Origin of the sequence: Acinetobacter harbinensis, assembly GCF_000816495.1 — a bacterium.
Lineage (GTDB): Bacteria > Pseudomonadota > Gammaproteobacteria > Pseudomonadales > Moraxellaceae > Acinetobacter > Acinetobacter harbinensis.
This window is the reverse complement of sequence record NZ_JXBK01000001.1, coordinates 2,386,209-2,413,096: the sequence shown is the minus strand read 5'-3', so window position 1 is coordinate 2,413,096 and position 26,888 is coordinate 2,386,209. Positions and strand designations below refer to the sequence as shown.

At 40.3% G+C, this 26,888-nt stretch carries 20 protein-coding genes; 10 read left to right on the top strand and 10 right to left on the bottom strand.

Annotation, left to right across the window (positions count from 1 at the left end; genetic code table 11):
- Positions 1-80 precede the first annotated feature (80 nt).
- Positions 81-773 (top strand): YggS family pyridoxal phosphate-dependent enzyme, encoded by a 693-nt coding sequence (locus tag SE27_RS11205; RefSeq protein ID WP_039623443.1) that lies wholly within the window; start codon positions 81-83, stop codon positions 771-773.
- A gap of 45 nt (positions 774-818) precedes the next feature.
- On the opposite strand, the gene SE27_RS11200 is transcribed toward SE27_RS11205, so the two are convergent.
- Both SE27_RS11200 and SE27_RS11195 read right to left on the bottom strand, forming a co-directional pair.
- Positions 819-4,415 carry an AAA family ATPase gene (locus SE27_RS11200; RefSeq protein ID WP_039623442.1) on the bottom strand — a complete coding sequence of 1,199 codons (3,597 nt, stop codon included), beginning with the start codon at positions 4,413-4,415 and terminating at the stop codon, positions 819-821.
- Positions 4,416-4,424: 9 nt separating this feature from the next.
- Positions 4,425-5,675 carry an exonuclease SbcCD subunit D gene (locus SE27_RS11195; protein WP_039623441.1) on the bottom strand — a complete coding sequence of 417 codons (1,251 nt, stop codon included), beginning with the start codon at positions 5,673-5,675 and terminating at the stop codon, positions 4,425-4,427.
- A 344-nt stretch (positions 5,676-6,019) separates the two neighbouring features.
- On the opposite strand from SE27_RS11195, the gene ovoA reads away from it, so the two are divergent.
- Positions 6,020-8,167 carry a 5-histidylcysteine sulfoxide synthase gene (gene ovoA, locus SE27_RS11190; RefSeq protein ID WP_081406897.1) on the top strand — a complete coding sequence of 716 codons (2,148 nt, stop codon included), beginning with the start codon at positions 6,020-6,022 and terminating at the stop codon, positions 8,165-8,167.
- 201 nt (positions 8,168-8,368) lie between these two features.
- On the opposite strand, the gene SE27_RS11185 is transcribed toward ovoA, so the two are convergent.
- From SE27_RS11185 to metG, 3 genes are all read right to left on the bottom strand, one after another.
- Positions 8,369-9,337, bottom strand: a complete 969-nt coding sequence (locus SE27_RS11185; RefSeq protein ID WP_039623439.1) for an MBL fold metallo-hydrolase — start codon at positions 9,335-9,337, stop codon at positions 8,369-8,371.
- Between the two features lie 230 nt (positions 9,338-9,567).
- On the bottom strand, positions 9,568-11,067 hold the full coding sequence (locus tag SE27_RS11180) for a P-loop ATPase, Sll1717 family (RefSeq protein ID WP_039623437.1): 1,500 nt from the start codon (positions 11,065-11,067) through the stop codon (positions 9,568-9,570).
- A 63-nt stretch (positions 11,068-11,130) separates the two neighbouring features.
- Entirely contained in the window at positions 11,131-13,191 is a 2,061-nt protein-coding gene (gene metG, locus SE27_RS11175; RefSeq protein ID WP_039623436.1) for a methionine--tRNA ligase, read from the bottom strand.
- Positions 13,192-13,347: 156 nt separating this feature from the next.
- Here metG and SE27_RS11170 point away from each other — a divergent pair, with 156 nt between their 5' ends.
- A complete protein-coding gene (locus SE27_RS11170; RefSeq protein WP_227504639.1) occupies positions 13,348-14,175 on the top strand; it encodes a hypothetical protein in 828 nt (275 codons plus the stop codon).
- Between the two features lie 154 nt (positions 14,176-14,329).
- Here the strand turns inward: SE27_RS11170 and SE27_RS11165 are convergent, their stop codons facing one another.
- A complete protein-coding gene (locus SE27_RS11165) occupies positions 14,330-14,524 on the bottom strand; it encodes a hypothetical protein (protein WP_039623432.1) in 195 nt (64 codons plus the stop codon).
- 549 nt (positions 14,525-15,073) lie between these two features.
- On the opposite strand from SE27_RS11165, the gene sbmA reads away from it, so the two are divergent.
- The 5 genes from sbmA (at position 15,074) to SE27_RS11140 (ending at position 20,191) form a co-directional block, all read left to right on the top strand.
- Entirely contained in the window at positions 15,074-16,270 is a 1,197-nt protein-coding gene (gene sbmA, locus SE27_RS11160) for a peptide antibiotic transporter SbmA (RefSeq protein ID WP_039623429.1), read from the top strand.
- 168 nt (positions 16,271-16,438) lie between these two features.
- Positions 16,439-17,518 (top strand): DUF1176 domain-containing protein, encoded by a 1,080-nt coding sequence (locus SE27_RS11155; RefSeq protein WP_227504638.1) that lies wholly within the window; start codon positions 16,439-16,441, stop codon positions 17,516-17,518.
- Positions 17,519-18,029: 511 nt separating this feature from the next.
- Positions 18,030-19,031, top strand: coding sequence for a hypothetical protein (locus tag SE27_RS11150; RefSeq protein WP_039623427.1), 1,002 nt, complete (start codon positions 18,030-18,032; stop codon positions 19,029-19,031).
- Positions 19,032-19,047: 16 nt separating this feature from the next.
- Entirely contained in the window at positions 19,048-19,290 is a 243-nt protein-coding gene (locus tag SE27_RS13850) for a hypothetical protein (protein WP_148308935.1), read from the top strand.
- Positions 19,291-19,672: 382 nt separating this feature from the next.
- Positions 19,673-20,191 carry a hypothetical protein gene (locus tag SE27_RS11140; protein WP_039623423.1) on the top strand — a complete coding sequence of 173 codons (519 nt, stop codon included), beginning with the start codon at positions 19,673-19,675 and terminating at the stop codon, positions 20,189-20,191.
- 57 nt (positions 20,192-20,248) lie between these two features.
- Here SE27_RS11140 and SE27_RS11135 read toward each other — a convergent pair whose 3' ends face one another.
- A complete protein-coding gene (locus SE27_RS11135) occupies positions 20,249-20,719 on the bottom strand; it encodes a hypothetical protein (RefSeq protein ID WP_039623421.1) in 471 nt (156 codons plus the stop codon).
- Between the two features lie 418 nt (positions 20,720-21,137).
- Between SE27_RS11135 and SE27_RS11130 the strand changes: the two genes are divergently transcribed.
- Positions 21,138-22,352, top strand: a complete 1,215-nt coding sequence (locus tag SE27_RS11130; protein ID WP_039623419.1) for a hypothetical protein — start codon at positions 21,138-21,140, stop codon at positions 22,350-22,352.
- Positions 22,353-22,378: 26 nt separating this feature from the next.
- Here the strand turns inward: SE27_RS11130 and gatB are convergent, their stop codons facing one another.
- Genes gatB through gatC form a run of 3 tightly spaced genes read right to left on the bottom strand, consistent with a single transcriptional unit; the run spans position 22,379 to position 25,700 of the window.
- A complete protein-coding gene (gene gatB, locus SE27_RS11125; protein WP_039623417.1) occupies positions 22,379-23,857 on the bottom strand; it encodes an Asp-tRNA(Asn)/Glu-tRNA(Gln) amidotransferase subunit GatB in 1,479 nt (492 codons plus the stop codon).
- Positions 23,857-25,335 carry an Asp-tRNA(Asn)/Glu-tRNA(Gln) amidotransferase subunit GatA gene (gatA, locus tag SE27_RS11120; RefSeq protein WP_039623415.1) on the bottom strand — a complete coding sequence of 493 codons (1,479 nt, stop codon included), beginning with the start codon at positions 25,333-25,335 and terminating at the stop codon, positions 23,857-23,859. The genes gatB and gatA overlap by 1 nt, the downstream gene beginning before the upstream one ends.
- Before the next feature lie 50 nt (positions 25,336-25,385).
- On the bottom strand, positions 25,386-25,700 hold the full coding sequence (gatC, locus tag SE27_RS11115; RefSeq protein WP_039623412.1) for an Asp-tRNA(Asn)/Glu-tRNA(Gln) amidotransferase subunit GatC: 315 nt from the start codon (positions 25,698-25,700) through the stop codon (positions 25,386-25,388).
- A gap of 132 nt (positions 25,701-25,832) precedes the next feature.
- On the opposite strand from gatC, the gene SE27_RS11110 reads away from it, so the two are divergent.
- Positions 25,833-26,879, top strand: a complete 1,047-nt coding sequence (locus tag SE27_RS11110) for a rod shape-determining protein (RefSeq protein ID WP_039623410.1) — start codon at positions 25,833-25,835, stop codon at positions 26,877-26,879.
- Positions 26,880-26,888 lie beyond the last annotated feature (9 nt).

The following is a 26,888-nucleotide window of genomic DNA, read 5'->3' as shown; positions in this document are numbered from 1 at the left end:
ATACGGCTTTCGCAAAACTTAACCAACAGTTACTTTAAACGGCACGTAAAAAAAATATCAATGAAATGAGAACCTGATCAATGAATAGTCTTTCACAGTCCAGAAATCAAGTTTTACAGCAGATTGAACAGGTTTGTCAGCATGCGCAGCGCGCCCCTGACAGCGTACAGTTATTGGCCGTGTCAAAGACCCAGCCCAGTGAAGCGTTACGTGAAATGTATCAAGCGGGACAGCGTCAATTTGCAGAGAATTATTTACAAGAAGCCTTGGATAAAATTGAAAAATTACATGATTTAGAAATTGAATGGCATTTTATTGGGCATGTACAGCGCAATAAAACCAAGCATTTGGCAGAAAAGTTCGCGTGGGTGCAGGGTGTTGATCGTTTGATCATTGCCGAGCGCTTATCTGCTCAGCGTGATGCCACCCAAGCGCCGTTGAATATTTGTTTACAGGTCAATATTGATCATCAGGATAGTAAAGATGGCTGTCAGCCCGAAGAAGTGGCTGCTTTGGTTGAAGCGATCAGTTTATTGCCCCAGCTAAAATTACGCGGTTTGATGGTCATTCCTGCGCCGAATCATCCGCAAGCTTTTATGGATGCCAAGCAACTTTTTGCGACAGTTAAAGCAGTACATGCACATCCTGAAGATTGGGATACCTTAAGTATGGGCATGTCGGGCGACTTGAACGATGCCATTGCCGCAGGTTCAAGCATGGTGCGCGTGGGTACGGCATTGTTTGGTGCGCGTGCTTATTCTGATAAAGCTTAAATTTACACAACAAGGCTGTTGCTCGACAGCCTTTTTTAGCACAGCTTAACCGATAATTTGAATGCGACTGGCACCTGCACCGACAGGTTGAACTTGAATTTGCACGGGAATGCGTTCATGCATCTCTTGAATATGCGAGATTAACACCACTTTACGCCCTTGGCTTTGCAGTTGATCCAAGGCATTCATCACCATGTGTAAAGACGATGCATCTAGAGTTCCAAAACCTTCATCAATAAACAACGATTCAATTTTCATTGAGCCTGAGGCCATAGTGGCAATCGCCAATGACAAGGCCAGCGCAGTCAGAAAGGACTCTCCACCTGAAAGCGATGCCACCGAACGAGTTTCACCGTCCATATCATGATCGACAATGGCCAGACTGAGCGAGTTTTCCAGACGTTTTAAGGTATAGCGCTGTGACAGCATCGCCAGTTGTTGATTGGCGTGTTCCAGTAGAATATCTAAATTATATTGCTGTGCATAATCGCGGAATTTTTTACCTTCTTTATCGCCCATCAGGCCTGAAATTTTGCCCCAGCGATGTTCCTCAAATTGAATCGCTTGAATTTGATCGGCAAATTTAGCTTGTCTGTCAAGATTGTCTTGATGTCGTGCAAGGTCGACTTTGAATCGATCTCGCCTGTCTAAGGTGCTTTGGATATTTTCAAGCAGGCCGGCCATTTGCGTATGTAATTGCGCATATTCAATAGCGGGCTGTTGTGCTGCATGGTGTTGACATTGCTGTTGGATGGTTTTTAACGCAGCGTGTGCATCGTTTAAACAGCGTTCAGCCGTTTGAAGGGTTAAGCGCATCTGTTGTTGCTGTGCATTTGGAATTTGATGCAGTTGCTCAAGCAAGGCAGCATTAAAATCATGATGCTGATTCAGCCACTGTTGAATCTCAAGTGCTGCAGTGGTGTGTTGCACTTCAAACTGTGTGAGTTGCATTTTAAGCTGCTCACGCTGGCGTTGTTGCTGTTCAAACTGCTGACGAGATTGCTCGAAATTTTGCCGTATATGGTTAAATTGAATGTGCAGATTTTTTCTGTGCTCATCATATTGTTGTAACCAATCATGCGGTTTTTCAACCTGTCGCTGTGATATCTGAAAAATAAGCTGTAGCGCTAATTCTGTATTCTGTTGTCCTTGACGCTCAAAGCCAGACTTTTCTGTTTCAGTGGCTTTAATTTGTGTATTTTTAAAGGCAATATTTTGTTCGAGTTGGCTTAGGGCTTGCGCTTGCGTATTGAGTTGTTGGTTTAAGGTCGCTGTCGTTTGTAGCAGCTGTAGGCGCTGCGAGAGTTGCTGTGCAATATCTGTCGCAGTTGCAGATGTCTGTAGTGTCCAAGCCTGTTGTTGCTCGGCTGATAACAGATCAATCAAATCTTGAATATTCTGTTCAGCCTGCTGGATGGCAGATAACTGTTGTTGCATCTGTTGGATGGCTTGTGATTGTGCATGCTGCTGTTTTTGTGCTTGATCAAGTTGCTCTAAGCTGTGATCAAGTTGCTCAATTTCATGTTGAAGGGTTTGCGCCAATTGAACCAGCGGTTGCTGCATATTTTCAAGCGTGCTGTTGCCATCAAGTGGAATTTTTGCCATCTCTGCAGCCTGTTGCAGTGGGGCTTCAAGTTGCGCGCTTTGCAGCGTTAACGCATCTAAATGATGGCTGTTTTGTGTCAAAGCGCTGCGGTATTGGGTCAAAAGTTGTTGTGCTGCTTGCCATGCCTCAAAATATTCTTTTTCAAGCTTTATTGCCTGTTGTTGCTGCTGTTCCTGTAAGTTGAAAAGCTCATCTGAGAGGGCAGTAAGATCATGTCTAAAGGGATGTTGGGTACTGCCACACACCAAGCAGGCTTCGCCATCAATTAATTGCTCACGCAGCTTTTCGACATTTTCTGTATGTAATAAACGTTGTTGTTGCAGCATCTGCTGTAGGTTTTCACGCTGTTGCTGTTGCGTTCGATATTTTTGTTGGGTGTGCTGCTGCTGTTGGGTCGCCTGTTCAATTTTTTGGTTCAATTCATGCGTAGTCGCTTGAGTTTTTTCCTGTTCTAAACGCACGTGCCGCAACTGTTTAACTTGATTTTGAATCAAACCGAGTGCATGCAATTGTTGTAGTTTTTGCTCACGGCTTTGCCGCTGATCATTCAGTTGGATGCTGATCTGCTCGTGATGGCCAAATTGCTGTTGCAGGATAGTAAGTTGTTGCTGTTTTTCAGCTAAAGCGAGGGTTGCAGAGTGAACATTGCCAAACTGCTGTTCAAAATTTTGATAGTGCTGAATAAAACGCTGTAGCTGGGTTAAATGTGTCGATAATCCATCATCTAAACTTGAAAAATGTGTCGATTGCTGGAGCTGTTCCGCGTGCTGCTGTTGTTGATTTTTGAGCTTTTCGATCTCTCGCTGCAATTGCGTTTGTTGGTGTACTAAGGGGTGTTGCTCTTGCTCGAGCTGTTGTTGTTTGAGTTGGGTCTTTTTAAATTGCTGCCCGATAAATTCACGTTCTTGAATGCAGCTTCTGACTTGTTCAATGGCGTGATGATGGGTCTGTTCAAATGCTTGTTGGGTTTTAAGTTGTGCATCAATGGCTTGAAACTGTTTTTCTTCGGCCTGATATGAGGCTTCACTGACCGTAAATTGCTGTTCCGTATTTTGAAGCTGCACTTGTACGCTACAGAGTTCAGCATGCGCTCTATGCTGTTGAATGATGCTAGATCGAATCGCTGCAAAAGTTTCAAGCTGCTTGAGTTGAGTGCGCTCAGGTGTCAGTTGCTCAAACTGCTGTTGTTGTAGATGAAGCTGTTGCGTGTGCTGTTGTACCTCAGCTTCTAATCGATGTTGTTGTTCAAACCATTGCTGTTGTTTCTCGAAAATCTTTTGTTCAGCGCTGAGTTTTTCATACTGCGTATTGCTTTGTTGCAGTTGCTGCGTTAACGCTGCAACCGCTTCATCGGATAAAAGCTCAAGATGGCCGAGAACATTTTCCAGCTCTTTACGTTGATTGGCAATGGCTTTGGTTTTTTCATAGGCCATTTCCCCAATTTTGGCAAAAATATTGGAGTTGGTTAAATATTCCAATAAAGCGCCGCGTTCATTGTCGCGTGCTTTTAAAAAAGCCGTGACTTCAGATTGTGCCAACAACACAGCACGGGTAAATTGCTCAAAACTCAGTTGCGTGATGGCAAGGATATTGGCCTCTACCGCTTTGGTTTTATCTGCAATCACCACGCCATCCGTCAAACATTTAAGCGAGCGTTGTACGCTTTGTAGTTTGCCTGCAGCATTTTCACGCGCACGTTTAATTTCCCAGCGCGCCAAATAATGTTTTTGATCTTGTGCCACAAAACACAGCTCCGCAAAGCCGTGCCCAGTACCGCGGCGCAGTACAGTTAAAGGTGAGTTACTGAGTAATTCTGAGCCATCGACATCAATTAATTTACCGTCACTGCCTTTGAGGCGTGGCACTTGATTAAACAAGGCCAAACACATGGCATCTAAAATTGTCGACTTGCCGGCACCGGTTTTACCAACAATGGCAATTAAACCGGCATTGGCCAAAGGTTCACTTTCAAAATCAATAAAATGTTCGCCCGCCAAAGAGGCCAGATTTTTTATACGAATTGATAAAATTTTCATGCTAAACCCTTAAATCGTATTTTTATCTTCAAGTGAACGCTGCGCTTCATGCACCAAACTTTGAAAGTCTTTAAACACGGCATCATCGTGTACATAGCCTTTATGCAGCCAAATTTTTTCAAATAATTTTTCGGGTGTGGGCGGTTCAAGTTGAACTTTTAGGGGGGTATTTTCTGCCGGATTATTTTTGTAGTAGCGTGAAATTTTCACCAAGCGATAACGTGCTTTTGGTAGCAGATCTTCAAATTGTTGTCTTAAATTTGGTCGTGGCGGAGTATCGGTACAGTATTCAATATCAATATATTCCCGTTGATCAATATGACTGATTTCACCCTCAGGCAATGCTTTAAGTTGCTCAAACACCTCATTCAATTCACCCTTAATACGGTGCAATTCAATGCTGCGCGGAACGGGCAGTGCGGTGTAACTAAAGCGCGTATCTTCAGGTTGTAGCGGATCAAGCTGCACGTCAAGCACTTGGTGTTTATAGTTAATTTCACTAAATGACAAAGGAATAGGTGAGCCGCTATAGCGCATATGTGCTTGCCCGACTTTTTGTGGTTTGTGCAAATGTCCCAGTGCGACATAGTCAATCACCTCATCAAACAGTGTGGTGGATAAGGCTTCCTCATTGCCAATAATAATGGGGCGTTCTGAGTCTGAGGTTTCGCCGCCTTGCATATGCGCGTGTGACATTAAAATCAGGGCTTGATCATCGGTTTTACGTGCTTTGGCTTCGCTGATGAGTTGCTGATGTAAATAGGCAATCGCATTTTGACTGTTGCTGGTGTGGTCATTAAAGCCAGTGATTTCCGCGCTGCGTAAAAAGGGCAGACATAAACACCACGCCACAATCTGCTGCGCGCGGTCATAAATGGGCAGCAATAAGCGATCTAAATCTAAAGTTTTATCTTCTTTCCAGCGCACCACACCCACCGTTCGGGCATTGTATTTTTGCAGTAAAGGTTCCACTTGTTCAATGCGATAACCTGAATCGTGATTGCCGGCAATCATTAAGGTTTGCATATGCGGCGCAAGTGCGTGCGCATCGGCTAAAAATTGATACAGTTGCTTTTGCGCCGCTGATGCAGGATTAATCACATCAAAAATATCACCGGCAATCAGCAGGGCATTGGGTTGTTTTTGTTTGATTTGTTCAAGTAACCACATTAAAAACTGTTCATGTTCATACTGGCGCGAATGGTTATAAAAAAACTGACCTAAATGCCAATCTGAAGTATGAAAAAAATGAACAGCCATAGCTTAAATCCTAACAAAATTATAATTTTACACATGTTGAAAAAAATTATTCAGAATGAAGCAAAGATTCCTTTTAATCGATGAAATGTACAGATCATCGGGGCAATAACCACCCTCAGATCAGATCTGCCTAGCGATGGTAAAGCATAATAGGAGAGGCGTGAAAACTTTTTAACCATGGCCAAGAGAAAAAGTACAGCCATGCCAGCATCAGCCAGAAAAATCTAGCCATAGATGGATACATTCGTGGATTGAATAATATTTAGACTGAATGTATTGTAGATTAGAACCAGATTTTTATTTTTAAGGATCCACTATTGAATCAATCTCAATGTTTAAAGGCAATGACAGGTAGTGGTATAGATGATTTTACTCAGGATGATAAAACGATAGCGCGATCTCGAACCACGCCAAATCTGAGAATGCATGATGAAGCAAGCATGCGGCAGATTCTACGTCAGTATTTTATGGATACTTATGACACCTATGAGTCAATATTTGAATGTTTAACCTGTGAAGAGGCTTTTTATATTAAGCCGATTGCACTGAGACATCCGTTAATTTTCTATTATGGTCATACTGCAACTTTCTTTATCAATAAATTACTGCTCACCAAAATGATCGATCACCGCGTCAATGAAAAAATAGAATCTATTTTCGCGGTCGGGGTTGATGAAATGGGTTGGGATGATTTAAATGAAACCAACTATGCTTGGCCAAGCGTGGCTGAGGTTAAAGCCTATCGCGATCAGGTACGAAGATTAGTACTCAATTTAATTGATCATGCGCCGTTAACTCTGCCGATTGATTGGCACAATCCGTGGTGGGCAATTATCATGGGCATTGAGCATGAACACATTCATTTAGAAACCTCCTCGGTGCTGATTCGACAGCATGCTTTAAAATATGTGCAATCGAGTCCGCATTGGTTACCACATCTTAGCTCAGGCACTGCACCGACCAATCAATTGATTGAGGTTGCGCAAGGGGTGGTAAGCACACATAAAACTAAACAAGATGCGCTATACGGTTGGGACAATGAATATGGTCACCATGAAAAGAACATTGGCGCTTTTTCCGCATCACAATATTTGGTCAGTAATCAAGAATTCTTAGCATTTGTATTGCAACACGGTTATAAAAAGCCAGAATATTGGGAAAGTGAAGGTCAAGCATGGTTGGCCTTTACTCAAGCGGAACATCCGGTATTTTGGATCAATCAATCTGGAACATGGTACTTACGCTTAATGACCGAAGAAGTCCCACTGCCGTGGGATTGGCCTGTGGAAGTGAATTATCACGAAGCCAAAGCCTTTTGTAATTGGAAAAGCGCGCAAACGGGTAAAACGATTCGACTGCCCACTGAAGATGAATGGAACCGTCTGTATGCGCTTTCGGGTTTAGCGCAGGTTGATGATGTCCAAGATGCCGCCAATATTAAACTCAGTTATGCCGCTTCAAGTAGTCCAGTCAATCAGTTTCAACATGGCGCATTTTATGATGTGCAAGGCAATGTCTGGCAATGGACAGAAACTGCAATTTTCCCGTATGAAAAATTTGAAGTACATCCGATTTATGATGATTTCACCGCGCCGACCTTTGATGAAAAACACAACATTATGAAAGGTGGTTCATGGATTTCATCTGGCAATGAAGCACTATTTTCGTCTCGCTATGCCTTTAGACGGCATTTTTTCCAACACGCTGGGTTTAGATACGTTATGTCAGACAATCAAGTGGAATCCAATCCTTCGGTCTATGAAACTGATCAATCGGTGGCGCAATATTTAGACTTTCACTATGGTAAACCACGTTTTGAAGTACCGAATTTCCCTGCCGAATTGGTCCAGATTGCTGTCAATGCAATGGCAGGTAAACCGACGGCTAAAGCCTTAGATATTGGCTGTGCTACAGGTCGCGCCAGTTTTGAGTTGGCACGTCACTTTGACGCTGTGACTGGAATTGATTATTCAACGCGCTTTATTCGCCACAGTATTGAATTACAAAACGGTCATTCCGTGCGTTACACCTTACCCGATGAAGGCAGTTTGGTGTTATATGAAGATTGCAACTTAAAGGACTTTGATTTTTTTGAGTTTAAAGATCGAGTGCAATTTTTCCAAGGTGATGCTTGTAATTTAAAACAAAATTTCAAAGATTTTGATTTTATTTTGGCTGCGAATCTGATTGATCGTTTAAGTGATCCACAGGCGTTTTTACTGTCATTAAAAAATCTATTGAAAGTGGGTGGCGTGGTGTTAATTGCCTCACCTTATGTATGGTTAGAAGAATTTACCCCACGCGAAAAATGGCTGGGCGGCTTTAAAAAAGATGGCGAAAGTTTTAAAACCTTGGATGGATTAAAAAATATCTTGGCCGATGATTTTAAATTATTAAATGATCCGCTGGATGTGCCTTTTGTGATTCGTGAAACCAGTCGACGCTTTCAACATACTTTATCGCAAGTGACTTTGTGGCAACGTACAGACTAAGTCTGATCAAGCACGTGCCTATTGAATTGAATTGATTAAGTGGGCATTGCTTTTAAAAAAGTGAAAAGTTCACAGTCTGAATGGTTGTTTTTAAACTTAAAGTAACTGAAATTTATGCTTAATCTAGACGCGCAGCAAGATGAGTTTGATTACTCAGCCTGCTTCGCGTTTTTTTATCTGCTTAAAATGAGTGGCTATTGCTTAATCTTTAAAAGAGACAGGTAGCCATTGATAGCTCTTACCATCGGCTGAGTAAATATGACCAATACCCGGAAAAGGCAAGTGCGGTGCGGCGATGGTGTCACCATTTTTGGCATAACCTGCAAATTGCTTAAGGCGCGTTTGTACGGCTTTTTTAGGATCAATATCATATTCAATGGCGGTTTTAGGCTGATCGAACTGGACGGTATGGGAATGCACAATATCGCCAATAAAGACCACATTGCCATCCTGCGTGTTTAAACGATAACTATAATGTCCTGGCGTATGACCTGAGGTATTGATGACCTTAAACCCTTGAATTCGATCGCCCAATTTAAAGGTTTTAAATTGATTGCTCGCTTGATAGGGCGCGATGGCTTTTTTAATCATAGCGACGGTTTGTGTGTAATCTTTTGGTTTAACTTGGCTTTGCTTAGGGTTTAACCAGTAGTTTGCCTCATCTTGAGAGACATACACGGTGGCATTGGGGAAATTGGCCACACCGTTATTGCTAATGCCGCAGACATGATCGGGATGCAAGTGGGTCAATAAAATGGTATCGACTTGTTCAGCCTGATAACCCGCTGCAGTTAAGTTTTTTAAAATAGAGCCCAAATGCGCACCAAAGCAACTGGCTGCACCACTATCCACCAAAACCAGTGAGCTGCCTGTATTGACTAAAAAAGCATTAATCGAGGTTTGAATCCCTTTGCTTTGCGCCGCATGATATTTCTTTAAAATTTGCTGCACTTGTTGTTTTGAAATATCTTTAAACATATCTGGCGACATGAAGTTGGTGCCATCAAGTAATGCAGTAATTTGTACATTGCCCATTTGATGTTGATAAAAGCCCGCCACTTGTTTTTGCTGGGCAATTGCAGGCTGAGTTACGCTTTTTGCGTGGGTCATCAGCGGCAGAGTGCTTAATGCAATCGCGCTGAGTAAAATAGATTGAGTGATTTTTTTCATGGCTATTCTAATTGGGTAAGGGTGAGTTATTTTTAGCATAAATAAGTATAATTTTAAATTCTTGAGTTTTTAAAAGTAAAAACCTCTAATCTGGTGAAGATCTATAGTGTTTACGTGTAGTTATGTTTTATTTATGACTGAGAAAAAGTAATAAAATCTCTTCGTTTGCTAGGGGCACATCGTTGTGCTCCTAACGAACGAGTGATATCCATGTCGCAGATCATGTGATTTTAATTACGATAAATTTTAATCCCTTTTTCACGAGCATATGAAATTTTAGGATCTCTAATTATATATTGAGCAGAACCACTATCTGGATTACTCAAACTGATTAAGCCCATTTTTTCCATACTAGATATATAGCTTTGAGCTGTCGAATGTTGTAGCTGGTTTTTTTCTTTTAATTGTTTAGCATTAAAAGTATTACCATCTAATTTAAGTAGCAAATCTATATATGAAAAAATATCCATAGAATTAGAACGAGCATTCGTTTTTTTGGGATAGTACTCAAAGTAATTGAAATTTTTAATAAATCTATTTAAAGAAAAGCTAATAGAGTTTTTTTCAATTTTATTGCTAAGAGAGTCTTTATCATATTGAATTCTTAATAAATTAGAGAAAATATGCCAAAGATCACGAGGAGTAGAATTTGCTAATTTTAAAATTTGGTTAATATCATCGTCGATAACATCAGCTGTAAATAGTTCCTTATAATTAGAAACTTTGTTTTCAGAAAAAGCTTTTAGCCGATTGTTTATAACATTTTCCAAGTCTCGATTTGACCAATCAATAACTGTAAAACTATGTTTCTGAGTTCGTACATATTGCTTAATAAAATTAAATGGAGTTGTCCAACTTGTAAAAATAATCTGTAATTTTGGTGTTAGCAGTAATTTTTCGTCAGTTAAGATTAATTTAGTATAGTTTGCAATTAACTCAGCATCATTTTCAAATCGTTGATCTTCATCGATTCGGTCAATTAGTACTATTACTTTACTATACTGTAATTTTTCTATGATTTTTAAAATTCTTTCAATAAGAAAATAAGATATATCTTGGTCTAAAAAATTTTCTTCGAAATTTATATCTAGTTCAGGGAAGTATTCTTTAATTTTGATATTTTCAGTGATTGGAGGAAGTCCTGAAAAATGTTTAGATAAAAAATCATCGACGAGTGTGTTTGCCGCAGTAGCACTATAATTAAAAATATCTCTGATAAATTTTTCAAATTTTTTGTAAGTTAATTTATACCATGGAATTTGAATAGTTTTAATTTGATCTCTTAAATATGCTTTTGAAATTTGGGGCACGAAGTTTTGAAGGAGGTAGCTTAGTAATATTTTTTCTTCTTGATCGAGTTTATTTATTCTTGTTTTTTCGTTGGCTAGAGAAGAAAATAATTGTACAGAAATTTTTGTGATTAAAAATTGATAAAAATCTTTTGAATCAAAATTTAGTGGTAAATCAGAAAAATCGGTAATAGATACTGAAATTATTTTTTTTCTATCAATTTTTGATTCTAAATTTTTTAAAAGGGCAGTTTTTCCAGCACCTCTATCACCTAAAATGATTAAGGAGTTGTCGGATGAAAAATTAGACAGAATACTTTCATAATCATTTACAGGTGTAAAAATCTCTACTGATTGCTTCAATTCATTTTCTGTTGTGAAAAAGGCGAACGGATTTTTATCTAATCTTAAATTTTTTAAAAAGTCGCTAAAGGTAGTCATAAGCTTTATGTTCTAAAAAAGAATAAGCCCTGAAATCAATCAGGGCTTAATAAATGTTTTAAATTATGACACTTTATCGCCTGCTTTAGCGCCAGATTCAGGTGAAATCACCCAGACACCTTCACCATTACCGGCAGCCAGCACCATACCATTGGAAATACCAAAACGCATCTTACGTGGCGCAAGGTTTGCCACCATTACCACCAATTTGCCTGTTAAGTCTTCAAGCTTATAGAACTCACGAATGCCACTAAACACATTACGTGGCTCAGCTTCACCGACATCTAAAGTCAATTGAAGCAGTTTATCCGAACCTTCAACGATGGCTGCATTTAAAACCTGTGCCACGCGAAGATCGACCTTGATAAAATCGTCAATACCAATAATCTCTGCTTCACCGACTTTCGGTTCAACTTTGACAGGTGAGACTTTCTTATCTTTTTTCTTTTCAACTTTCACAGGTTCAGCGGCAGCTGCCAAAGAATCTTTCGATGCATCAACCATTGCTGCAACTGCTTTTGGATCAACCCGTTGCATGAGTGGTTGGAATAGTGCAATTTCATGATTCACTAAAACAGTGTGAGCTGATACAAAATCAAAGCTTTCCAATTTTAAGAAGTCTTGCACTTGTGCAGCTAAGGTTGGTAACACCGGCGCTAAATAAATCGCCAATTGACGGAATAAGTTAATCCCAACCGAGCACACATCATGTACTTGTTGTTCTTGGCCTTCAATTTTTGCCAATGCCCACGGCTTTTTCTCATCAATATATTGATTGGCTTTATCCGCCAGCGCCATAATTTCACGAATGGCTGCCGAGAATTCACGTGCTTCATAGGCTTTGGCAATCGAGTCGCCAGCAGCAATAAAGCTATTGACCAATTCCGGCTCAGCACAGGTTGCAGATAATCGGTTATCAAATTTGGTATTGATGAATTTGGCACAACGACTGGCAATGTTGACCACTTTACCGACTAAATCCGAGTTTACTTTTTGAATAAAATCATCCAAGTTTAAATCTGAATCTTCAACTTTGTCCGATAGTTTAGACGCAAAGTAATAACGTAAATATTCAGGGTTTAAATGCTCTAAATAGGTTTCGGCTTTAATAAAAGTGCCGCGCGATTTTGACATCTTCTGACCATTCACCGTCAAGAAACCGTTGACGAATAAACCCGATGGCGTGCGGTAGTTTGCACCTTCAAGCATCGCAGGCCAGAACAAGGCATGAAAATAGACAATGTCCTTGCCAATGAAGTGATAAACCTCATTTTTAGAATCTTTTTTCCAAAACTCATTAAAGTCTAAATCTGGACGTTTGGCTTTAATATAGTTTTCAAAACTCGACATATAACCAATCGGTGCGTCGACCCAAACGTAAAAATATTTATTCGGTGCATCTGGAATTTCAAAACCAAAATACGGAGCATCACGGGAAATATCCCAATCGTTTAAGCCATTTTCAAACCATTCATCTAACTTGTTGGCAATCGACACCGGTAGGCGACCTTCATCGCGCGTCCATTTTTGCAGGTATTCGGCAAAGTTAGGGAGTTTAAAGAAGTAATGATCGGATGATTTTTCAATCGGCGTTGCACCGCTTAAGGTTGAACGTGGATCAATCAGTTCAATGGCATTATAGGTAGTGCCACAGACTTCACAGGCATCGCCATATTGATCTTCAGCTTTACATTTTGGGCAGCTGCCTTTAATGAAACGATCAGATAAGAACATGCCTTTTTCAGGATCGAACAGTTGATTGACCGGACGTACGGCAATGTTACCGGCTTCACGATTTTTCAGATAAATCTCTTCGGCGCGGGCTTTGTTTTCAATACTATTGGTTGAGTCATAATGGTCGAAATGTACGCCAAAACCATCAAAGTCACGAATATGTTCTTGTTGCACATTGGCAATTTGTTGTTCTGGTGAGATGCCATTGGCTTCAGCGCGCAGCATAATGGCTGTACCGTGAGCGTCATCGGCGCAGACATAAGTCACATCGTGTCCCATCGCACGCATGGCACGCACCCAAATATCAGCTTGGATATAACCAAGTAAGTGACCCATATGAATCGGGCCATTGGCGTATGGAAGGGCGTTAGTGACTAAAATATTACGCACGGATATAACTCTCTTTCTCAGCGCTAATGCAAGGTCCATGATTTTACATGAGATAGGCAATAGATGCACAAGGGAATAGCTGAATTCTTTTCAAAAGGAGATTTTTATATATTGCCGTGCCAATAACAGTGATAATACTGCGTTAAGCGATAGTGTATGAGTGATAAGTCCATGGGCAATGAATATTTTGATGATGTTGAAAATGAAGATCTTGAACGAGAAGTTACTCGTATTCCCCAACATCAGCACGGTAAACAACTGGGCAAAACGATCTTGACCGAAGCCCATCAATATCTACATACAATGGCTGCGGATGAACATCAGTTTTTACTGGGCCAGTTAAAAGATCTAGCACAAAATGAACCATATTTTGAGGTATTGGCCGAGCAGTTAAATCAAGCTACCGATGCCAAAGTGGCCAATGATGCGCTGAATTTAATCCATCTGTGGACGCTGATCCAGCAACATGAAAGCCAGCCAGATTTTAATCTGTTGGATGTTGTTAAGACTGAATATTTTCAAGCAGAGTTATTAGAAGCTTTTGATGCCCTACAGATGGGCGATCATAAAGCACAGCGCCGTGTGGTCATTCAAGAGGCGTTTAAGCTGTATGAAATGCAATGCTTTGCTGGCTGTGTTCCGCTTTTATATGCACAATTAGAAGGTTTACTAACCGATGTTTTGCTGGATCGTGGTTACTTAATCCAAAACCAAACCAAGTTTATGGATGTCTATAAAATTGTACCAGGTTTAAAAGGTCATGAAATAAAGAGCCTGTGGCATAAAGTAAAAATTGCCTGTGAAATGAATGTTTATTTTTTAGAGTTGGCAGCTTATAAAATGGACAATAGTTCCACCGTGACCATGAGCCGACATAATATTTTGCATGGTACAGATGTCAGTCACTTTACTCAGCAGCGTAGTTTTGTGCTGTTTTTATGGTTGTTCTCGGTGCTCAGTTTTATCAGTACCTTAAGAAAATAAGGCTTTTTAATACTGTAAACATGCGCTGAGAAATCGATTTTTCGAACTTAGATTCAGCGAATAATTACTCAAGAATTAGATAAAGATGGACTGAGGTTAGAATTTAAAAATTTATTCTTTTAGTGAAGATAAAAATTCTAACCCAATTTATCGCTTAAATTTCACGCCATACTTTGTTTTCATCTTGAGCTGAAATAATGAAATTAAAATCGGAATCATCTGCCACCAATAAGCCATTGGGTGTATGCATGACCACTTTTAACAGCGTCCCTTGCTCAAAGACCAAAGGTGGACAATTTGACTTCTCTAGTGTCACTGACTTGAGTAACTCAATAACAGAATTTTCCATGGTGCTTTCTCCCCAAGATATGATTTAAATATCTGTTGATCATACCAAATTTTCGGTAGTCATTAACTTAATTTAGATATATTGTGACTTGCATCAAAATAATCAGCTCAGATTTATTATGAAGCATCAATATTTACTTGAAAAGTGAAGAGTTATTACGATTTGTAAAGTGTATTAAGATGCAGCTTTTTTCATCAACTGGCATGCAAGACATTAAAATAATATTTTTAATATTCAGTTCATTTATAAAGCTTAACTTAAGCGCTAGATCAATTTTAAGCGCTGCAAAGAATAGATAGTCGCTAGGTTAAAAGGCTATTTTGATGCGGGTTGAAGGTGTTTATATTTAACGCGATTGGAGGTCTTAAAAAGCCAATTTGATGCTGGGGAGCTATAACAGTAAAATCGAGCATAAAAAATATTTCACAACGCGTTAATAAGTTGCTACAAAGATGAAAAGATTATACAAATGACCGTAGCATTGATTCAGCTAAACTGTGTTTGGCTGAAGCTGGGTTGCTAACTAAAATAAAGGAATATCCACACGTAATGTTTAAATCTTTTTTTCCGAATCCCAAGTGGTTCTTTTTGTCGTTGTTAGTTTGGTTTGTGATCAATATTACGCTGTGGTATTCCGGCGGCAGTGGTTGGGGCACAATACTGGGTTTTGCAGCCCACTATAATGAAACTGAATTGGTGATTGGCGTGAGCCGTTTTTGGTCGCCGGCATTCTTATGGTTTTATACTTGGTTCTTTATTTCAACGGTTATTTTTGCCGTATTTTGGCGCTTTAAATCGAGTAATCCGTGGCAAGGCTGGTCAGTTTGGGGCTCTGCTTTTATTCTGTTCAATATCTGGTTTGCGGTACAAGTCAATGTGGTGGTCAACGCTTGGTACAGCCCATTTTATGACTTAATTCAGAAAATGCTGGGCAGTGGCGGTGGCGATGTCAATTTACTGTATAGCGAAACCATGACTTTTTTATATGTGGCCATGGTCTACGTGACCATTGCTGTATTTAATCTATTCTTTGTCAGCCATTATATTTTCCGCTGGCGTACTGCAATGAATGATTATTACACCGCACATTGGGAACAGTTACGCCATATTGAAGGCGCATCACAGCGTATTCAAGAAGACACTATGCGTTTTGCCAAAACCACAGAAAGTTTGGGCGTGAGTTTGATTCAAGCCTTAATGACACTTATGGCATTTTTACCGGTATTGTTGCAACTTTCTTCGCATGTGAAGTCGTTACCCATCATTGGCAGCATACCCTACGCTTTGGTGTGGGCGGCTGTGGGCTGGGCAGTTTTAGGCACGGTCATTTTAATGTTGGTCGGCTACAAGCTACCGGGACTAGAATTTAACAATCAGAAAGTGGAAGCGGCATATCGTAAAGAATTGGTATACGGTGAAGATTATGCTGATCGCGCCGATCCGCTGACCTTAAAACAGCTGTTTAGTAAAGTGCGCTTTAATTATTTCCGTCTGTATTTTCACTACGCTTATTTCAATTTGGTGCGGATTTGGTATATGCAATTGGACAATATTTACGGACTTTTTGTATTGTTCCCGAGTATTGCCGCAGGCACGATTACCTTGGGCTTGATGATGCAAATCCTGAATGTCTTTGGCAAGGTACGTGAATCTTTTCAGTATTTGATTGAATCATGGCCGACCATTATTGAATTATTGTCAATCTACAAGCGTTTAAGAGCTTTTGAATCGACTTTAAATAAATAAACTAAGCTGATATTGAACCCGCAATATGCGGGTTTTTTTTATTGCATTTTTTATGTGCTCGCAGCACTCGGCTCAGGCTGATTGGCGATAGAGCGATGGTTTAAATAATTCACTACACTGTATAGGGCTATTGCGCTGTATATTAAGAAAAAAGTTGAGATCAGAAGAATGAAAATTTCCTATAGCGCGATGTCTTTTTTATGTTTTATGGCCGCCAGTCCACTAACCTTTGCCAAAGATATACAAGGGATGACTTTTTCTCATCAAGATTGGGAAGTTTCCTGTAGTAATACCGGTACCTGCCGCGCAGCCGGTTATCAAGATGACCGTAGCGAAAATATGCCAGCATCTATCTTACTGACGCGTAAAGCCGGTGCCAAACAGCCTATTCAGCTGCAGTTCGCTTTGGCAAATGGGGAGCGTGCTTTAGATAAAACTAAGCTTAACAATATTCATCTATATATCAATGCAGAAGATTTGGGGGCGCTAACAGTCGATGGCTCAGAACTGCCTTTAATGGGCACGTTGAGTCAGCCGCAAGTCAAAGGCTTATTACAACACGCTGCAAAAAATGTAAATATTGTGTTTAAAAATGCAGATTATAGCTGGACCATTTCCGATCAAGGCATGACGGCGACTTTATTAAAAATGGATGATTTTCAACAGCGCGTGGGAACGCTCGGTGCTTTGATTAAAAAAGGCGCGCTCAGTGAGGCAAACGTATTAATGCCACAGCCCAAGCTGCGGGTAAAAAAAGTTAACACCGCAATGCGACCTTACCGAACCCTGCGCCCACAGACACCGCAATACTTAGCCTTGCATAAAGTCTTAATGGCGGCCCACGCTAAGAATCAAGCGACAGAGGAGTTTTGTGAAGGAATTTATGGCGAAAATGGAGTTCAGCCACAAAAGATAGAGCTGTATAAATTGAGCAATCAAAAAGTGCTGGCGACCACCTTGTGCTGGCGTGGTGCATATAACGAAGGCTATGGCGCGTGGGTGATAGATCAGTCTTTACAAGGCAAAGCCCATTTGGTGACCGAATCTGCATCCGATTTTGCTGTGGGGGAAATCAGTAGTGCGCAAAAGGGACGCGGAATTGGTGATTGTTGGGCACTGAATGAATGGATTTGGAATGGCACAAGCTTTATTCAAACCCTGAATCGTTCCACCGGTATGTGTAAGGGCGTGGCCGCTGGTGGGGTATGGAATTTGGATTTAATTGAAGCCGTGGCAAAATCGGATTAACAGCCCGATTTTCGAAGCAAATTTAACCCTGTGCATACCCACTATAGCAGTGCTGGAAATTAGCAACACCGGATGGATTTAAGCAACTTCACATCAGAAAAACAGACAGACCATCTGCAATAAATGCCGAGGTTCAAATATGTTCAACTCGCTGATGGTATCCATACTGTTTTAGCGCGTATCTATGATGGCTTAAGACTCTATGAAGAAAATAAGCTGAATTTTTTTTGAGAATCTGGCGATATATTCAGCTGGGCGCTCAGCTTATTAAGCGCAGTAACGGATTGCGCAGCTTATTTTTTTCATACACAAATTTTTTTAATAACTTTTTAATTGTTGCTCACTTCAATCTTTTGGCATAAAGCATTTAGGGGTTGGCAGTTTAAGGGCTGTATTTGGTGGTAATGGCATAATCTGAGCTTAAAATGGTCAATACCATTCATGTTTTATATTTGTGATTTTCTCAATTTTCCTATACTTTCAGGGCAATACAATAATTGAGAATGAAGACGTGAATTTTAGAACATTCATTTGGATGGGTGGGGCGGCAATAGTTTTACAAGGCTGTACCAGTATGCAAAGCTCAAATTCAGATTCAGTGAAGCATTTTGTTTCAGCGCAACAATTGATTGTTGAAAAGAATATTAATAACAGCAATGGGCAAGCCAAAGAATATATCTATCAAAGTACCACCAGCACCACTTCGGCTACAGATTCGCTCTATCCAAGACAACAATTGAATAAATATTGTTCGGCTAAAAATGGGCAATTTACCCTATTGCATAAAAGTGCATTCAGCCTTGTGAAGGACAGTTGGAGTAAAAAATTGCTCTCCAGTCAAAGTAATGTCAAACAAGGCATTGGTGCGTATAAGTGCGTACAGTCGGATGGCAAAACGTGGATTGTCTCGATTGAGCCAACCTTTGAGCGAAAAAATAATGAAAGTAATGCACGCGTGGTGGGCTTACTCAGCAAAGTGATGAGTGCTGACGAGGCCAGACGGTTTTATAGCAATGTAACTGCAACGAGTAACGCAAGTCCTGCGCTAAAACCCGTACATAATCAGAGCGTAAAAAATCCGCCCAACAAAGCGCAAGTGCTAAAAGAAAGTGAAGTGAAAAAAGAGGCCGAAGTTAAAAAAGAAGTGGAGCCTAAAAAAGACAACAAAGTTGTAGCGGAAGTAGCAGAAAAAGCAGCTGTTCGCGTTGCAGAAACACCACAACAGCAGCAGCTTAAATCGTTTGTGGCGGCACGCCGTGATTTAAACAAAGGTCAGAATCAATTTAATGCCTGTAATAATGCCCAGCGTGCTTATAACTTTGGTAAGTTATCCAGTAGTGGGGCGAACGTGTATACAGAGTCAGGCATGTTAGTGGCGCGTTGTTTAACCAGTGTGCCGAGTTACAGCAGTCGTTTTTCTAACTCCAATGCACGCGCAAAGGGGATTTTACAGAATTTGGCCAATAATCATAATCATGCCGGTGCCAAGCATATGTTGAAGCAGATGAACTAAAACTGAGTCTCTCATTTTGAATGCGCGAATTGAAAATGAGAGACTCAATTCAACAGCGGATGGAATTTATTTTAAAAATTTAGTCAAAAACTCTAAAGATCAGCATGAATATCCCTCGAATCATGAGCCAAAGAATCTGCCAGATGCCCATAATCAGAATTTCAAAAATAACATCGAGCAGAATATAGCTCATCCAGCCGCAGAGTGTCCTAAAGCATTTATAAAACTGAACAAAAGGATAGCAAAATACCGCGCATAAAAATTGGCTGCGTGCTGAAATGGGATAGCCACAGATGTGATTTGGTATATTTGTATCATCATAAAAAATAAAGCCGTAAAGCCAAAAAATAATCAGTATTGCCAATATGACTATCAAAATTGTGTTGAGCATATTTTTACTCTTTTTAGATATTTTTGAGTATTTTATAAAGTTAATATTATGCTTTTAAGAACGATTATTTATCCTGATTTTGAATTGATTTAAACCTGTTTTATCGTCATTGTATTTAAAATAAGGCTAAGCCATCATCGTTAAATTTTACTCAATTCAAATTTGTGAATATTGTGCTTACACAGTCGTAACAGGCATATAAATTATTTTTATGCTACAAAGAAGCTTATTATTCATCAGAGATTAGCCTATGTCACGCCAAATAAATGTTGTTCGTCATAGATTTTCACATATTGGACATTCGCTATTATTGGCAGGCGCATTGTTGGGCGCGACACAAATTGCGATGGCTGGACCAACGGTCGATCAGTTGAGTAATTGTTTGGTGAAAGCCACCACTGCAACCGATAAAACTGCCGTGTTGCAGTGGACCTTTGTGGCGTTATCTAGCCATCCTGATTTAAAAGGTTTTAGCAATGTAACTGATGAGCAGAAAAATCAGCTGGATCAGAAACTGGCGCAAGTCTTACAACGGGTGATTGTAGAGCAATGTTCAGCACAAACCAAAGCGGTGATTCAGGCGGAAGGCTTACAAGCGGTGGGAGATAGTTTTCAAGAACTGGGAAGCATAACCGGCGAAGAAATTTTAAAGAATCCTGAAGTAAAACAACAGTTAAAAGGCGTAGTGCGTTATTTAGATTTAAATAAATTGATGATGACTTTTTTAACGCCAGATGTGTGGAATAAGTTGGGGGTGATTCGTAAGTGATTTAAAAAATTCCCTCTTTGAAAGAGGGACTTTTTTGCATTTTAAAAACTGATTATTTTAATCTAATGTGCAGCTTTTACCCTGATATTCATAGCGGTGAATTTTATATTCCTGACCAGTCCAACGTAAAACTCCGAAGCAGAAACCGGAACCACCATTTTCAATATCTGGCCAACCATCTTTGCCCTTAGTTTTTAAGAATTCAGGCATGCCTGCTTGTTTTAAAATAGTTTTCCACTGTCCATTTTTTTGTTGTGCAACAATATAGTAACCGATACCTGTATTGCCGTAGCACATGGTGCTAGAGTCTGAAATGATGGCATCTTTTAGACCATCGCCATTAATATCCTTGTATGTGGTGATTTCACCTGCATCACAGTTACCTTTCCAACCGGTTTTTGTTTTTGTAAAGCCCGCAGCTTTAAAGATTGAGCTGGCTTCTTTAGCAGGAACATTCAATTTAGTTTCTGCAAAAGTGCTGGTGCTGAGAAATGCAAGCGCAGAAAGTGTGAGGATGGTCGTTTTCATTTTTGTCCTTTTATATTTTGAACGTGGTAAATATTATTAAAATAATAGAGAGAATGATTTTTTGTATAGTGTAGTAGATTTTGAGGAATAGAAAAGTAATTGAAATAAAAAAACTCTCCCTCTTGCGCTTAATAACGCTCATCCTTAAAAAGGAGAGGGGACTTTTCATTATTGAGTTTATTGGTATTGAATCCGTAATGAAAGCTCTTTCTCCTTGTGGTAGAAGGTTGGGGTGAGGGTGTTAGTTGCGCATAAAGAAGGACTTTGAAAGTTGAATGAATCCTAAGTCTTCAGGTTTAGTAATTGAAAATACCTTTTTGATAGTCATGTTGTTTTAATTTACTAGAGATAATGAAAATTATATAGAAATATCATATAGTAATTAGTATGAAAAATTATATAGAAATATCAAGACAATATGATCTCAAGAATATATTTTCAATGTTTAACTTGTGATGGATTTATAACTACTAGAACGCAAATTTCTCATGGATTGAAGCAAGAGTTACACTTCACATGCCCACATTGTGAAGCTAATTCTAAATTAGTTTTGTTATTAGATAATCCACCACATGTGAAAATTTCATTTAATGAGTTAGAAAATCTAATTTATGTTGAAAGTGGAGATGTCGATGAAAAAAAGTCTTTAGTAGTTAATTTTAGTACAGATTTCACAGTGCCAGATGAGGTTAGGGATAAAGAATTATATTCACCATTTTTATATCAAATGAATGAAATTCTTAAAGAAGCTTTTGGGGAAAATTATAATCCTGAAAAGATAGAGGGAATAATGGGAGTTTCAAACATTGAAGAAATTTGGAAAAATTTATATAAGGCATACAAATTTAATACTAGAGGAAATTTACTTCAGAGAGATAAAATCATTCAAGGGCAAGAGTTAACCGAGTTAATATTTCGTTTTATTAGTATGTTTATTGGTAGTGAACGGCTAACTAGGGATATGGATATATTAGGAGATTTTTCTAGAAGTATTTTACAAAAAAATAATTCAGAATTTCATAAGTTTGCTAAAGATGAATTACTTCCTAAACTAGAAGAAAAAATTAATGACTATATGGAGATTTTTGATACTTTCTTTTCAAATTATCAAGAATTTAAGCAAATGAATTTGCAAGCACGTTTAGAGATTGAAATATTTAAAAATTCGAAGGTTTCGTCAACTAATTTTAAGCGCACAAAAATGATATATGGTGAAGTGTTTGAGATTCTAGGTTCAAATATAAATACGATAGCTTTTTTAAATAATATTGAAAACCAAAGAAAATATAATAAATTTGAAAGTGAAAAATTAACATATCAAAGATACTTAACTCTTGATAAGACAACCAAGATGAAATGTTTTGAGGGGAATACAGGTATCTTTAATATTTTTAGTCTTGAATATGATAGTAAATTAAGAAATGCATCTCATCATAAGTGGTTGAAATATAATGAATATACACAGTTCATAACCTACCCGATATCTGGCTCTAGCTCTGAAAAAATCACGTTATCTTATACAGAATACTTATTAAAGACAAATAATATAGTTATGGCACTCATGATTTTACTTTCATTTGAATTAGGAATAGCTTTTAACCTAGGATTTCGCTTAAATAAAAACCCGCCCTAAAGCGGGTTTTTACAAAACTAATCAGACTAACCCAACAACTTCTTCATCAATTCATTCACTTGCGCAGGGTTAGCTTTACCCTTTGCAGCTTTCATGACTTGACCAACTAGACCATTAAAGGCTTTGTCTTTACCGGCTTTGAATTCTTCGACCATTTTTTCATTGGCTGCAAGTACATCTTTAATAATTGCTTCAATCGCACCAGTGTCAGTTTCTTGCTTTAAACCTTTTTCAGCAATAATGTCATCCGCAGATTTTCCTTCTGCTTCCCACATAAAGCCAAACACTTGCTTGGCGATTTTGCCGTTAATGGTATTGTCAACAATACGTGCAATCATGCCGCCCAATTGTTCAGCAGACACAGGGGATTGTGCAAGGTCTAGGCTGGCTTTGTTTAAAGCCGCAGAGAATTCGCCCATCACCCAGTTTGCTGCGACTTTACCTTGAGCTGTACCGCCACAGGCCGCCACAACGGCTTCATAAAAATCAGCCATTTCACGGGTTAAGGTTAACACGTGCGCATCGTACTCGGTTACAGCAAAGTCAGCGACAAAACGTTCACGACGTGCTTTGGGTAATTCGGGCAAAGTCGCACGTGCAGCTTCAATTTGCGCGTCCGAGATAATCACCGGCAACAAGTCAGGATCAGGGAAGTAGCGGTAATCGTTCGCTTCTTCTTTTGAACGCATTGACCGTGTTTCCATTTTCACAGGATCAAACAAACGAGTTTCTTGGTCAATTTTGCCACCCCACTCCAAGATTTCCATTTGACGTTCAATTTCAACATTGATCGCTTGTTCAATGAAACGGAATGAGTTGAGGTTTTTAAGCTCACAACGCGTACCAAATTCATTACCCGGACGACGTAACGACACATTACAGTCACAGCGGAATGAACCTTCGGCCATGTTGCCGTCAGAAATACCCAGCCAGCGCACCAAAGTATGAATTGATTTGATATAGGCCAGCGCTTCTTCAACCGAACGCATATCCGGTTCAGAAACAATTTCCAGTAAAGGTGTGCCAGCACGGTTTAAGTCAATGCCGGTCATGCCGTCAAATTGGTCATGAATGGATTTACCGGCATCTTCTTCAAGATGGGCGCGAGTGACGCCGATGCGCTTAATGCTGCCATCTTCAAGTTGAATGTCGATGTGACCCAAGCCAACAATCGGATTGTCCATCTGGCTGATTTGATAGCCTTTTGGGGAGTCTGGGTAAAAATAGTTTTTACGAGCAAAAATAGATGCTTTGTCGATATACGCATCAATGCCTAAACCAAAGCGAATGGCCAGATCAACCACTTCTTTGTTTAGTACCGGCAACACGCCCGGCATCGCCAAATCTACAAGACTGGCTTGGGTATTTGGGTCTTGACCAAAGGTGGTGGACGCGCCTGAGAAAATTTTAGAATGGGTGTTGAGTTGAGTGTGAATCTCAATCCCAATGACCACTTCCCAGCCCTCAATCAACAGTGATTTCGCTTTCTTTTGAGCTTGAGCCATTATGCTTTCTCCTCAGCAATTGCCGCACGTTGCGTATGCCAATCGGTGGCTTGTTGATACTGATGTACCACAGACAACAATTGTGATTCTGACCAGTAATTACCAATCAATTGTAAGCCGACGGGTAAATTATCTTGGTCAAAACCGACTGGGGCATTAATGGCCGGTAAACCTGCCAAGTTAACCGCGATGGTGTAAATATCACCTAAGTACATCTCAACTGGATCGAGGGATGCACCAATTTTATAGGCTGTGGTTGGCGCAGAAGGTGCAGCAATCACATCTACCGATTCAAAGGCTTTTAAGAAATCTTGTTGGATCAGACGACGTACTTTTTGCGCTTTCACATAATACGCATCGTAATAACCGGCAGATAACGCATAGGTACCAATTAAGATACGACGTTGCACTTCTGCACCAAAACCTTCAGAGCGTGAACGCTTATATAGGTCGGTTAAATCCACAGGATTTTCACAGCGATAGCCATAACGCACGCCGTCATAACGTGACAAGTTAGAGGATGCTTCAGCAGGGGCGATCAAATAATAGGTCGGCACATAGCTTTCGGTCATGTTGAGATCAATCTCAACCAAGGTTGCGCCCATCTCTTGTAGTTTTTTCAGTGATTCTTCAACACGTGCTTTAACTTCGGCATCTAAGCCGGCCACATTAAAGTATTGTTTTGGAATACCAATGCGTAAACCTTTTACAGCGGTTGCATTAAGGTTGGCAACGTAATCATCTGCCTCTTTTTCAATAGAGGTGGAATCTTTGGCGTCATGACCGGCCATCACATTCATCAAATACGCGCAATCTTCCGCTGAACGTGCCATCGGCCCACCTTGGTCAAGCGATGAGGCATAGGCGATCATTCCGAAGCGTGAGACACGGCCATAGGTTGGTTTCAGTCCAGTCAAACCACAAAAAGATGCGGGTTGGCGAATTGAACCACCAGTGTCTGTACCGGTGGCAAAGGGGGCTAAATCTGCTGCCACTGCTGCCGCAGAACCGCCGGATGATCCGCCCGGAACATGATCCAGTGCCCACGGATTTTTAGTGGCACCAAAATAAGACGATTCCGAGGTAGAGCCCATGGCAAATTCATCCATGTTGACTTTACCTAACGTCACCAAACCGGCCACTTTACCTTTTGCCACCACAGTGGCGTCATAAGGCGAGATAAAGTTCTCTAGCATTTTAGAGCCGGCAGTGGTTTTAATGCCGGACGTACAAAAAATATCCTTATGTGCAATCGGCACACCGGTCAAAATGCCGGCTGTTCCCGATTTTAGTGCGGCATCTGCGGCATCTGCTTGCGCTAAAGCCTGTTCTGGCGTCACAGTTACAAAACTTTGTACGCGGCCATCAAGTGTGGCAATACGTTTTAAATAGTGTTCGGTCAGTTCGCGAGATGAGAATTTAGCTTGGCTTAAACCCTCAGTGATTTCACGAATTGACAAGCGATGTAAATCAGTCATGAGAAAATTCTTTACGTTAATTTAATGAAAGGGATTTAACTGAATCAATTTTATTCAATCACGCGTGGAACCAAATACAAGCCATCTTGTGTTGCAGGTGCAACGGCTTGATATTCTTCACGATGATTCTGTTCAGAAACCACGTCTTCACGTAACGGTTGAGGGTTATCAAAGGGGCTTTTAAGCGGCTCAACACCTTCGGTATTGATGCCTTTTAAGCTTTCCATCATGCCTAAAATTTTATTTAGACTTTGAGCATAGTCAGCAGATTGCGTATCATTGAGCGACAATCGAGCAAGATTGGCGATTGCTGAAACTGTTTGTGCATTTAAATCTGCAGAATGCTGTGCATCCGATGTAGACATAACATCACCTGATCAGTGTTAAAAAAATTCAAAATATCGTGCGTTATAATAAGCGATTGACTTGTTCAAAGCATCACATTTAGTTAAAGTTGCCACCTTGCGTCCACATAAAGTTTAATCGAGAACGTCTCCGTGATTCTAAAAAGACTAATTGGCTTGTTTTCGCCCGATCTAGCCATTGATTTAGGTACAGCAAATACACTTATTTATGCACCAGGACGAGGCATTATATTAAATGAACCGACGGTTGTGGCGATTCGTCACAGTGGTTCACAAAAAATTGTTGCCGCGGTCGGTCTTGATGCAAAGCAAATGCTTGGTCGTACACCGGCAAATATCTCCGCAATTCGTCCCATGAAAGATGGTGTGATTGCTGATTTTGAAGTGACCGAAACCATGCTGAATCAATTTATCAGTAAGGTACATGAAAAGCGTCTTTTCCCACCTGCGCCACGTGTTGTGGTCTGTGTGCCATGTAAATCGACATTGGTTGAGCGCCGTGCCATTCGTGAAGCGGTATTTAATGCCGGTGCACGTGATGTGCGCTTAATTGAAGAGCCGATGGCAGCGGCAATTGGTGCCGGTATGCCAGTTGAACAAGCTTGTGGTTCAATGGTGGTTGATGTAGGTGGTGGTACCACTGAAATTGCAATTATTTCATTGCAAGGCTGTGTTTATGCTGACTCACTGCGTATTGGCGGTGATGTTTTTGATGAGCAAATCATCAATTACGTGCGTAAAGCGCATGGTTGTGTGATTGGTGAAACCACCGCTGAAGTGATTAAAAAAGAAGTCGGTATGGCTTTGCCAGATGAAGGCGCTAAACCGCTTGAAATTGAAGTGCGCGGTCGTAATTTGGCAGAAGGTGTCCCTCGTGCCATTACCGTGACTTCGGATGAGATTATGCAGGCGATTTCTGATCCACTGCAAAATATTGTTTCTGCGGTAAAATCTGCACTCGAACAAACTCCGCCTGAGTTGTCATCGGACATTGCCGAACGCGGTATTGTGTTAACCGGTGGTGGTGCATTGTTGCGTAATTTAGACAAATTACTGGCACAAGAAACCGGTCTACCCGTCATGGTTGCAGAAGATCCATTAACGTGTGTGACTCGTGGTGGCGGTAAAGTATTGGAATTCTTTGATAATCCAAATCACGATATGCTGTTTGTAGGTTAAGGGTTAGGC

What these genes read in the sequence shown, in the direction of transcription:
- SE27_RS11205 (WP_039623443.1), top strand. Translation starts at nt 81, where the DNA reads ATGAATAGTCTTTCACAGTCCAGAAATCAAGTTTTACAGCAGATTGAA.
- SE27_RS11200 (WP_039623442.1), bottom strand. Translation starts at nt 4,415, where the DNA reads ATGAAAATTTTATCAATTCGTATAAAAAATCTGGCCTCTTTGGCGGGC.
- SE27_RS11195 (WP_039623441.1), bottom strand. Translation starts at nt 5,675, where the DNA reads ATGGCTGTTCATTTTTTTCATACTTCAGATTGGCATTTAGGTCAGTTT.
- ovoA (WP_081406897.1), top strand. Translation starts at nt 6,020, where the DNA reads ATGACAGGTAGTGGTATAGATGATTTTACTCAGGATGATAAAACGATA.
- SE27_RS11185 (WP_039623439.1), bottom strand. Translation starts at nt 9,337, where the DNA reads ATGAAAAAAATCACTCAATCTATTTTACTCAGCGCGATTGCATTAAGC.
- SE27_RS11180 (WP_039623437.1), bottom strand. Translation starts at nt 11,067, where the DNA reads ATGACTACCTTTAGCGACTTTTTAAAAAATTTAAGATTAGATAAAAAT.
- SE27_RS11170 (WP_227504639.1), top strand. Translation starts at nt 13,348, where the DNA reads ATGAGTGATAAGTCCATGGGCAATGAATATTTTGATGATGTTGAAAAT.
- SE27_RS11165 (WP_039623432.1), bottom strand. Translation starts at nt 14,524, where the DNA reads ATGGAAAATTCTGTTATTGAGTTACTCAAGTCAGTGACACTAGAGAAG.
- sbmA (WP_039623429.1), top strand. Translation starts at nt 15,074, where the DNA reads ATGTTTAAATCTTTTTTTCCGAATCCCAAGTGGTTCTTTTTGTCGTTG.
- SE27_RS11155 (WP_227504638.1), top strand. Translation starts at nt 16,439, where the DNA reads ATGAAAATTTCCTATAGCGCGATGTCTTTTTTATGTTTTATGGCCGCC.
- SE27_RS11140 (WP_039623423.1), top strand. Translation starts at nt 19,673, where the DNA reads ATGTCACGCCAAATAAATGTTGTTCGTCATAGATTTTCACATATTGGA.
- SE27_RS11135 (WP_039623421.1), bottom strand. Translation starts at nt 20,719, where the DNA reads ATGAAAACGACCATCCTCACACTTTCTGCGCTTGCATTTCTCAGCACC.
- SE27_RS11130 (WP_039623419.1), top strand. Translation starts at nt 21,138, where the DNA reads ATGATCTCAAGAATATATTTTCAATGTTTAACTTGTGATGGATTTATA.
- gatB (WP_039623417.1), bottom strand. Translation starts at nt 23,857, where the DNA reads ATGGCTCAAGCTCAAAAGAAAGCGAAATCACTGTTGATTGAGGGCTGG.
- gatA (WP_039623415.1), bottom strand. Translation starts at nt 25,335, where the DNA reads ATGACTGATTTACATCGCTTGTCAATTCGTGAAATCACTGAGGGTTTA.
- gatC (WP_039623412.1), bottom strand. Translation starts at nt 25,700, where the DNA reads ATGTCTACATCGGATGCACAGCATTCTGCAGATTTAAATGCACAAACA.